Source organism: Faecalispora jeddahensis (genome assembly GCF_000577335.1).
Lineage (GTDB): Bacteria > Bacillota > Clostridia > Oscillospirales > Acutalibacteraceae > Faecalispora > Faecalispora jeddahensis.
This window is the reverse complement of record NZ_CBYL010000032.1, coordinates 34,531-42,578: the sequence shown is the minus strand read 5'-3', so window position 1 is coordinate 42,578 and position 8,048 is coordinate 34,531. Positions and strand designations below refer to the sequence as shown.

Genomic DNA, 8,048 nt, shown 5'->3' with positions numbered 1-8,048 from the left:
TCCTGCCGGTGGACAACATCAACGGCCTTGCCGCAGCGGAACTCGTATCCCCGGCGCTGATTCCCGCGCGGGACGCCGAAACCGACGATGAACTGCGTGCCCGGTTTATGGCTGCTGCCCGCCGAACCCCATACGGTGGCAACGTGGCGGATTACGAGGAAAAGGTGCTGGCGATCGAGGGTGTCGGCTCTGTCAAAATCTTTAAGGCGAGCGAACTCAATGCGCCCGGCAGCGTCGGTATTATCATCGGTGATGAAAACCACGAAACCGCCACGCAAGCCTTGATTGATCTTGTGGCGGAAACCATGGGCACGGACGGCGACGGAGTGGCGCCGATTGGTCACACGCCGATTGTACGCACGTCGACGCCTTTGCAGATCAACGTAGACGCTCCGCTTGTGCTGACATCCGGCGCGTCGCTTTCCGTTGTGCAGCCGTCGGTTGAGCAGGCAATCACCGGATACATCGACGGCATCGATTTTAAATCCCCCACGGTGTACTTTGCCAAGCTGGTCGCTGATATCCTCAATGCGCACGAGAGTATCGTTGACGTCGGCGCGGTAACCATCAACGGCGCGGAGCAAAACCTGACGCTGGAAAAGACCTTTGACAGCTATCAGGTACCTGTAATCGGTACGATCACGGTAAGCGAGGTGACCGGCTGATGTTTTACGACAACAAGGCAGATTACAAAAGCTACCTGATCGACAAGCTGCAGGACGTGGTGGAGATCGACGCAATCGCCACAGCGGTAAACATCCAGATTGATAAGCTGCAAGACGTGGTCAAGCAGATAGTACTGAATAAATCGGTATTTACCTGCGACGAATCAGGGGCCCAACGCTGGGAGCGTTTGCTTGGTGTATCCTCTCCGCTGAACTCCACCTTGCAAGCCCGTAGGGATGCCTTGAAAGCTAAACTAATGACCAAGCCACCTATCAATCTTAGAACCTTGCAAGCGGTGATAGAGGCGTATATGGGGCTGAGCGTTGATATATCGGTTCAGGATTTTATCATCACCGTAAAATATCGCGGAGAAAGCAGGATTGCAGACATTGCACCGCTGTACGCAACGGCATATGAAATGATTCCAGCAAACCTGCTGATGGATATCGCCTATCTCTATCTGACTTGGGATGAGCTGGACGCGCAGGCGATCACCTTTGACCAGCTGGATGCAAAAGATCTGACAATGACAGAATTTGAAAGGGGCGAGTGGATTGCCTGATATTACCACATTATTTGAAGGAACTGACGGAGCTACGAGAGAAAATTTTAATCAGAAGCTGTCTGACGTCAACGCGCATGGAAATGACACCGCTGCCCACATCACAACCGCCCTCCACACCCGCACCGGCACGACAAACAACCTCGACATCCCCGACGGCGCAAAAAACCTCACCTTTTTGGCCACGGCTGACCTCGCAGACGGCGACACATGGACGGTCAACGGCAGCGCTGTAACCGCAGTGCTGCAAAACGGGGAGCCGCTGCCGGGCGATCTGTTTAAGGCGGGTTGCTGGGTGACTGGGGTAAGGCTGAGCGACGACGGGACGCAACTTTTTTTTAGGGCCGGGGCGTCTACCGTCCCCTCCATCTTTGGAAACGGTAGCGACGGTGACGCAGTTATCAGCGGCACGGTAACACTTCCTGTGCCGGTAGCGCACCAGAGCATCGTAGAAAAGCAGTATAAATCCCTTACCATCAATGCCGGAGCAATCCTCAAATGCGCCACATTTAATGCTGGCCTGATTATCCGCGTTCAGGGTGACTGCATTATTCACGGCACGATAGATCAGAGTGGACTTGCACCTAAGACTAATCCTCAAAATAATTACCCGTACCCCGCGCAACTTGTTTGCGGCAACGGGGGCAATGGCGGGGACGCTCTTGACAAAAATGGTAATTTAACAATTAAGGGCGGTGTTGCAATGCTAAAGCGCCCTTATGGCGGAGGGTATGGTGCCGGTGCAGCCGGTGGCCGAAGTGACGCCTATAATGGATATGCTGGGGGAGACAGCACAAACATAACTATTGAGATTTCGAGCATATTTAACGGATACACCGACAGGGTTGGTACTTACGGCGGCGGCGGGCCAGGAAATTCCGCAGAGGGCAGAAGTGGAACGCAGGGGCGTGGAGGTTCTGGCCCTGGAGGTAACGGAGGAAACGCGACTGATTGGGCTTCTGGCGGTGGCGGCGGGGCGGGTAACTATGGCGGTGGCGTAATTATGTTATTTGTGATGGGGCGTCTGATTATAGACGGGTCTATTTTATGTAACGGGCTGCCCGGTGGCGCAGGAGGGAAAATAACCGCCGCCTCTAACGCTAGAGACGGTTCAGGCGGCGGCGGCGGAGGCGGCGGCGCCATCTATATTTACCACAAAGGGGAGTATGTAAACGCAGGTGTGTTACAAGTAAATGGCGGTGCTGGAGGAACGGGCGCTACAAACGGTATTGCCGGAGGCGTTGGCTCTATCACAGTAATTCAGCAAGCAGCGTAATTAGCATAAGGAGGATGTTTTATGCATAAAACAGAAGTTTTAGACGGAGGCTCTGGCAATGGACATGAACCATTTGTCATTAACGGTAAAGGATATAATTTAGGTGGCCACGGTCACACCAAAAAATGTAATAGCAAACCTCATGTTGTTATCGATCAAACAGATTGCTACGGTGGCAGCGGATTTGCGGAGAGGTACAGCTTATGAGCAAACAAATTCGAGTAGCAATATTTCACAATGAGGTTGACGCTAGTAAAACCTACGCCGAACAGCTCGCGGCGCAGATCGACGCCGAAACCGTACTTATCAATTTCCGCGATCCTCACCCGTGCGCGGAGGTTCTGCCGATGCGAGCCTCGCCGAATGTAGCGCTTCTGCTTTTTGTAGACTCCCTTGAGGAACTGCAAGAGCAGATCGACGTGCTGCGGCAGCTCGGCTATATTCGCAAGCAGAATACCGTGACTGAGATTGTTGATGAGCTGGTGGACGTTGCCGGGGAAAATCTGCCGGACGAGTTGGCAACCAAAATCGCGGATACATTTTACAGTGAGTAAAGGAGTGATCACGCATGACAGGACGCTTGAAAATATTGTTTAAGGTAATACAACGCCGGGTACAGGCAGGCGAGAACAGGGACACGGTGATTGCCAACTACAACCTGCTCACGGACGCAGAAAAGGCGGAGATTATCACAGCGCTGGACGCGGCAGGAACGGAGGGAAGCAATGCTTAAAGGTATCGATGTCAGCAACGCTAATGGCCGGATTGACTGGGACAAGCTCAAGGGCAACATTGATTTTGCTATTCTGCGCTGCGGCTACGGCAGCGATATGGCCAGCCAGGATGATAAACAGTGGGCGCGGAATGTGGCTGAATGCAATCGGATAGGCATCCCTTGGGGTGCCTATCTTTATAGCTATGCCACATCTGTAACCGAAGCCGAGAGCGAGGCGGCGCATGCCCTGAGGTTGCTGAAAGGGCTGAAACCTGCCTACCCGGTCTACATCGATATGGAGGACGCGGACGGCTACAAGACAAAGCGCGGCGGCATCAGCAAACAGATGGCAACTGACATTTGCCGCATCTTCTGCGAGCGCGTCACTGCCGCCGGGTATACTGCTGGGGTATACGCTAACAAGGATTGGGCCGTCAACCGGCTTGATATGGCGCAGCTCTCCAAGTGGACGTTCTGGCTGGCACAGTATAACGACAAGGTGACCTACACCGGCAAATATGATATGTGGCAGTACAGCAGCAGCGGGACCATGCCGGGCATCGCTGACAAGGTCGATCTCAATTACTGCTACAAGGATTTTGCCGCGCTGGGAATCCCCATGACGGCGATCACCGGCCTAACCCTCGACACTCCCAACGGCAAGGATTTGACTGTAGGCGAGCGGTACACCGTCTTGGCCAAATGTAAGGACAAGCCCGCCGTTACCACCACCGGTCGCGACGTGATCGCCGTATCGGAGCCGCGCCTTGACCCGAAAGGGCGCGGCTGGCTGATCGACGTGCAGGGTCTGCCGCCGGAGCCGGTTGTAAGGCATGGACACATCAACGTCACTGCAGACGGTGTGACGCAGCAGTGCAATTTTAATGTAACTTGAGGAGGGTAACATAATGGCTTTATCTGCAAAATCGATGTACATTTCGGCGCTGACCGTTTTTTCCGCGGCCGGCGCCGCTATTCTTTCCGCGCTTGGTGGCTGGGATACCAGTTTGCAGTTTTTGATCGGCATCATGGCTGTGGATTATCTTCTGGGCATCCTGATCGCCCTGGTATGGCATAAGTCGCAGAAAACTGCTGATGGTACGTTCGAGAGCAATGCCTCGCTGAAAGGCCTGCTCCGCAAGTTCAGCGTGCTACTGGTCGTATATGTCGCGGTGCAGCTCGATACCGTGTCTGGTACTGGAGGGTACCTGCGTACGGCGGTGATTTTGTTCTTCATTGCAAATGAGGGATTTTCCATCGTAGAAAACGCTGGTATTATGGGCGTGCCAATGCCGCCGGCGATTAAAAACGCTTTTGCAGCGATCAAACAAAAGGCTGAAAAAACCGAATAAAAATGAAAAGGCGGCGTACTGGAATGATTTTCCGGTGCGCCGCCTTTGTTTTTGTGGTATTATCATATCAAGCAAGGAGGAAAAAACATGGGAAAAATTCATCCAAAATTCAATAAGGAACTACCTGCAAATTGGAAAAGCTATTTTGATCCAGAATTTGATAACGAGTTCAAGAGAGAACATAAAGTTGCCTACCGAATTTATACGGTAGTGGGGATTTGTGCTTTGTTTATTCCTGTATTCTTATGTATATTTCTAAGTGTTTTTATAGGGAAAGATATTGAGAATCCTTGGGCTCTTTTAGGATTTTTGGGGGCCTTTATTTTTGGCGTAGGATTATTTAATATCGTTTCAGCATTTATTGGGCAATACCTGGGCCATAAAGTCACAATTGTTTGCCTAACAGCTGGATTTGCAATACCGTTCATAGTGCTGTTGTGGCTTCTTTAAATTTGCATACAGATAAAGCGATCCCCGCTGAACGGCGGAAGAAAATTGAGGGTATGATGAAGAATTTATGGGCTGATTAAAGTCAAACGAAAACGCCCTCATCTCCCGGCCATGGATGAGGGCGGTTTCCTTTTCATTATATATAGACACGTTTACAGCTATAATTTGTGTTGCATTTCGTGTTGCATCGGTTTAAAAATGACTCAATTTTGCTATGGAAATTCAAATTTTAATCAAAATAAATAGAATTATAAGTATAAAAGAATCCGCATACACGCTGAAAATCAACGAATATGCGGATTCTTTTATGGCAGGGGCAGAAGGACTTGAACCCTCGGCACGTGGTTTTGGAGACCACTGCTCTACCAACTGAGCTATACCCCTGTATCGTGCTGTAAAAAACGACTAGTGCGGGTATTATAGTATCATTTTATAGGGGTTCTGTCAATATCCCTTTGCATTTTTTCCCCGGCAAAGATTCTTTCTTAGCACTTGACATCTTTCCCATCAGCCAGTATAATTATTTTTATGTTATACGGGATAACTAATACCCCTGCCTGGTGGCGGAGGGGAGGGAAAATAAATGGCTGAAATCAGAATCAAAGACAATGAATCTTTGGACAGCGCTCTGAGACGTTTTAAGAAGCAGTGCGCCAGAGCCGGAGTGATTGCCGAGGTTCGTAAGAGAGAAGCTTACGAGAAGCCTTCGGTAAAGCGGAAGAAGAAGTCTGAAGCCGCACGTAAGCGCAAGTTTAAGTAAGTTGAATGGATGAAAAGCGGGCTGATTCAGCCCGCTTTTTTAACCATTTCTGGGGTTTGTGGGGCAGATTTGTTTTGAAAAGAGGAGAGACGGTATGTCGTTGTTCTTGCCTACGGCGGCGGTGGACAGAGTTACCGACATCACGCCGGAGATGATCAGAGAGATGGGTGCGAGCGCGATTATTCTGGACGTGGATAATACGCTGGCGACCCACGGTTCGCCGGTTCCCCTTGTGGGGACCGTGGAATGGGCCCACGCCATGCGGCAGGCGGGGCTCGCGGTTGTTATTGTATCCAATAATTTTAAAGATCGGGTTGCACCGTTCGCGGAAAAATATGATCTTCCCTTTTTGTGCGTGGCGATGAAGCCGCTGCCGTTTGCCTACTGGCGTGCGGCGCGCTTTCTGGGGGTTTCACGCGGCCAGGCTGTGGCGGTGGGCGACCAGGTTTTTACGGATGTCATGGGCGCGAACGTGGCCGGGGTCAAATCGATTCTGCTGCGGCCCAGCGACCCGGAAACCAGCGTGTCGTTCCGGGTGCGCAGACGCTTGGAGGAACCGATCCGCCGCAAAATGGAGCGGCGGCAGGCAGAGCGAGAAAAAACAGACAGGAGTGGAAAAGCATGAGCAAAAAAAGGGTACTGGTGTTATTGGGGCCTAACTTAAATATGATAGGAATCCGTGAAAAGGGCGTGTACGGCGACGAGACTTCCCAAAGCATCGAGATGCAGATTCACGAATACGCCGAGAGCCTGGGCTTTGAATGCGAAATTTTCCAGTCCAACTGGGAGGGTGCGCTGATCGATAAAATCCATGGAGCCAAGGGCGTGTTCGACGGCGTCGTGCTCAACGCCGGTGCGCTGGCTCATTACAGCTACGCACTGCGGGACGCGGTCACCTGCCTGCGGATTCCATTCATTGAAACTCACATGTCAAATGTGTTTGCCAGAGAGCCGTTCCGCGCTCATTCTGTTTTGTCGGAAGTGTGCGCCGGGGTCATCTGCGGCTTTGGCAAGCACAGCTACTTTTTGGCGCTGCAGGCGCTGAAAAGCCTGATGTAATCGGAAGGGAGACTTATTTCATGAAAACGGCTGTGGAAGAGCTGCAGCAGGTGCTGCGGGATCATGTGCTGGAACAGGAGGCGGACGCCGCGCTGGTGACGTCGCCGCAGAATCGTCTGTATCTCACCGGCTTTCCTTCGTCGGCCGGCTGGGTGCTCATTACGCCGGAGAAATCCTATTTTCTGACGGATTTCCGGTATTTTGAGGCAGCCGAACGGCAGGTGAAATCCTGCGAGGTTGTGCTGTTGAACAACCTTTCGCAGAACTTCTGCGAGATCGCGCAGCGCCACGGCATCAACCGGGTTCTGGTGGAAAACGTCGGGCTGAACCTTGCGGATGCGAAAACCTACCGCGAAATGTTTGGCTTCATGGGCGTGAAGACAGTGGAGGACAACACGCTCGACCGTTTGCTGCGCGGCCTGCGGGCGATCAAGACACCGCAGGAGCTCCAGAAGATCCGCGATTCGCAGGCGATTACAGATGCAGCGTTTTCACATATTCTCACAATGCTGCGCCCCGGCCTGACAGAGCGCGAGGTTGCGCTCGAGATCGAATTCTTCATGCGCCGCAGCGGAGCCCAGGGCGTGGCGTTTGATCTGATCGTCGTTTCCGGCGCAAACGGTTCGCTGTGCCACGGCGTTCCCTCCGAAAAGAAAATCGAGAAGGGCGATTTGGTCACCATGGACATCGGCGCGTTATTGGACGGGTATCATTCCGATATGACGCGCACCGTCGGCATGGGGCATCTGTCTCAGGAGCAGGAGCGCGTGTACCACACGGTGCTTTCGGCCCAGATGGCCGCCATCGAGAAGGCGGCGCCCGGTGTGGTGTGCAGCGAGGTCGACCGCGCCGCGCGCGATATCATCGATCAGGATTATCCCGGCACGTTCGGCCACAGCACCGGACACGGGGTCGGTGTCGAAATCCACGAATGGCCGAACTTCGCGCCCAACTGCAAAGAGGTGCTTCGCCCCGGTATGGTGGTTACCGCAGAGCCGGGTATTTACCTGCCCGGAAAATTCGGTGTGCGCATCGAAGATATGATCGCCATTACGGAGGATGGCTGCGAAAATCTGACTGCCTCCGACAAATCTCTGCTGATTTTGTGAGGACACGTTATTCTATTCTCCCATCAGAATCCGGAACCCGGACATTTCTCCCCTGCCGAAAGCGGAAGAGAAATGTCCGGGTTCCTTTTGGATTGAAGA

Annotated in this window: 13 protein-coding genes and 1 tRNA gene; 13 read left to right on the top strand and 1 reads right to left on the bottom strand. The window is 52.6% G+C overall.

Going from position 1 to position 8,048, the window contains the following annotated elements; translation table 11 throughout:
- The 9 genes from TY09_RS12420 to TY09_RS12385 all read left to right on the top strand — a co-directional run.
- Positions 1-665, top strand: a 665-nt coding sequence (locus tag TY09_RS12420) for a baseplate J/gp47 family protein (RefSeq protein ID WP_042434896.1), incomplete at its 5' end; no start/stop codon positions are given.
- Positions 665-1,228 (top strand): putative phage tail protein, encoded by a 564-nt coding sequence (locus TY09_RS12415; protein WP_042434893.1) that lies wholly within the window; start codon positions 665-667, stop codon positions 1,226-1,228. The genes TY09_RS12420 and TY09_RS12415, both read left to right, overlap by 1 nt.
- A complete protein-coding gene (locus TY09_RS18370) occupies positions 1,221-2,504 on the top strand; it encodes a hypothetical protein (protein ID WP_042434890.1) in 1,284 nt (427 codons plus the stop codon). The genes TY09_RS12415 and TY09_RS18370 overlap by 8 nt, the downstream gene beginning before the upstream one ends.
- Positions 2,505-2,525: 21 nt before the next feature.
- On the top strand, positions 2,526-2,711 hold the full coding sequence (locus TY09_RS12405) for a hypothetical protein (protein ID WP_042434887.1): 186 nt from the start codon (positions 2,526-2,528) through the stop codon (positions 2,709-2,711).
- The gene (locus tag TY09_RS12400) at positions 2,708-3,058 is read left to right on the top strand and encodes a hypothetical protein (protein WP_042434884.1); all 351 of its coding nucleotides are present in this window, start codon (positions 2,708-2,710) and stop codon (positions 3,056-3,058) included. Before TY09_RS12405 ends, TY09_RS12400 begins: the two co-directional genes overlap by 4 nt.
- A gap of 14 nt (positions 3,059-3,072) precedes the next feature.
- Positions 3,073-3,237 (top strand): hypothetical protein, encoded by a 165-nt coding sequence (locus TY09_RS18365; protein WP_157037051.1) that lies wholly within the window; start codon positions 3,073-3,075, stop codon positions 3,235-3,237.
- On the top strand, positions 3,230-4,114 hold the full coding sequence (locus TY09_RS12395; protein ID WP_042434881.1) for a glycoside hydrolase family 25 protein: 885 nt from the start codon (positions 3,230-3,232) through the stop codon (positions 4,112-4,114). The genes TY09_RS18365 and TY09_RS12395 overlap by 8 nt, the downstream gene beginning before the upstream one ends.
- 13 nt (positions 4,115-4,127) lie before the next feature.
- The gene (locus TY09_RS12390; RefSeq protein ID WP_052335638.1) at positions 4,128-4,571 is read left to right on the top strand and encodes a phage holin family protein; all 444 of its coding nucleotides are present in this window, start codon (positions 4,128-4,130) and stop codon (positions 4,569-4,571) included.
- Positions 4,572-4,658: 87 nt separating this feature from the next.
- Positions 4,659-5,021: a hypothetical protein gene (locus tag TY09_RS12385; protein WP_042434879.1), complete on the top strand. Its 363-nt coding sequence runs from the start codon at positions 4,659-4,661 to the stop codon at positions 5,019-5,021.
- 308 nt (positions 5,022-5,329) lie between these two features.
- Here the strand turns inward: TY09_RS12385 and TY09_RS12380 are convergent.
- A tRNA-Trp gene (locus TY09_RS12380) sits at positions 5,330-5,405 on the bottom strand.
- 199 nt (positions 5,406-5,604) lie between these two features.
- Here TY09_RS12380 and rpsU point away from each other — a divergent pair.
- The 4 genes from rpsU (at position 5,605) to TY09_RS12360 (ending at position 7,949) form a co-directional block, all read left to right on the top strand.
- Positions 5,605-5,781, top strand: a complete 177-nt coding sequence (rpsU, locus tag TY09_RS12375; RefSeq protein ID WP_009060718.1) for a 30S ribosomal protein S21 — start codon at positions 5,605-5,607, stop codon at positions 5,779-5,781.
- 94 nt (positions 5,782-5,875) lie between these two features.
- Positions 5,876-6,406, top strand: a complete 531-nt coding sequence (locus TY09_RS12370) for a YqeG family HAD IIIA-type phosphatase (RefSeq protein ID WP_042434876.1) — start codon at positions 5,876-5,878, stop codon at positions 6,404-6,406.
- On the top strand, positions 6,403-6,840 hold the full coding sequence (gene aroQ / locus TY09_RS12365; protein ID WP_009060610.1) for a type II 3-dehydroquinate dehydratase: 438 nt from the start codon (positions 6,403-6,405) through the stop codon (positions 6,838-6,840). Before TY09_RS12370 ends, aroQ begins: the two co-directional genes overlap by 4 nt.
- Before the next feature lie 20 nt (positions 6,841-6,860).
- Positions 6,861-7,949, top strand: a complete 1,089-nt coding sequence (locus tag TY09_RS12360) for a M24 family metallopeptidase (RefSeq protein WP_009060513.1) — start codon at positions 6,861-6,863, stop codon at positions 7,947-7,949.
- The last annotated feature ends 99 nt before the right edge of the window (positions 7,950-8,048 follow it).

Coding starts and splice junctions, on each gene's coding strand:
- TY09_RS12415 (WP_042434893.1), top strand. CDS start 665: ATGTTTTACGACAACAAGGCAGATTACAAAAGCTACCTGATCGACAAG.
- TY09_RS12405 (WP_042434887.1), top strand. CDS start 2,526: ATGCATAAAACAGAAGTTTTAGACGGAGGCTCTGGCAATGGACATGAA.
- TY09_RS12400 (WP_042434884.1), top strand. CDS start 2,708: ATGAGCAAACAAATTCGAGTAGCAATATTTCACAATGAGGTTGACGCT.
- TY09_RS18365 (WP_157037051.1), top strand. CDS start 3,073: ATGACAGGACGCTTGAAAATATTGTTTAAGGTAATACAACGCCGGGTA.
- TY09_RS12395 (WP_042434881.1), top strand. CDS start 3,230: ATGCTTAAAGGTATCGATGTCAGCAACGCTAATGGCCGGATTGACTGG.
- TY09_RS12390 (WP_052335638.1), top strand. CDS start 4,128: ATGGCTTTATCTGCAAAATCGATGTACATTTCGGCGCTGACCGTTTTT.
- TY09_RS12385 (WP_042434879.1), top strand. CDS start 4,659: ATGGGAAAAATTCATCCAAAATTCAATAAGGAACTACCTGCAAATTGG.
- rpsU (WP_009060718.1), top strand. CDS start 5,605: ATGGCTGAAATCAGAATCAAAGACAATGAATCTTTGGACAGCGCTCTG.
- TY09_RS12370 (WP_042434876.1), top strand. CDS start 5,876: ATGTCGTTGTTCTTGCCTACGGCGGCGGTGGACAGAGTTACCGACATC.
- aroQ (WP_009060610.1), top strand. CDS start 6,403: ATGAGCAAAAAAAGGGTACTGGTGTTATTGGGGCCTAACTTAAATATG.
- TY09_RS12360 (WP_009060513.1), top strand. CDS start 6,861: ATGAAAACGGCTGTGGAAGAGCTGCAGCAGGTGCTGCGGGATCATGTG.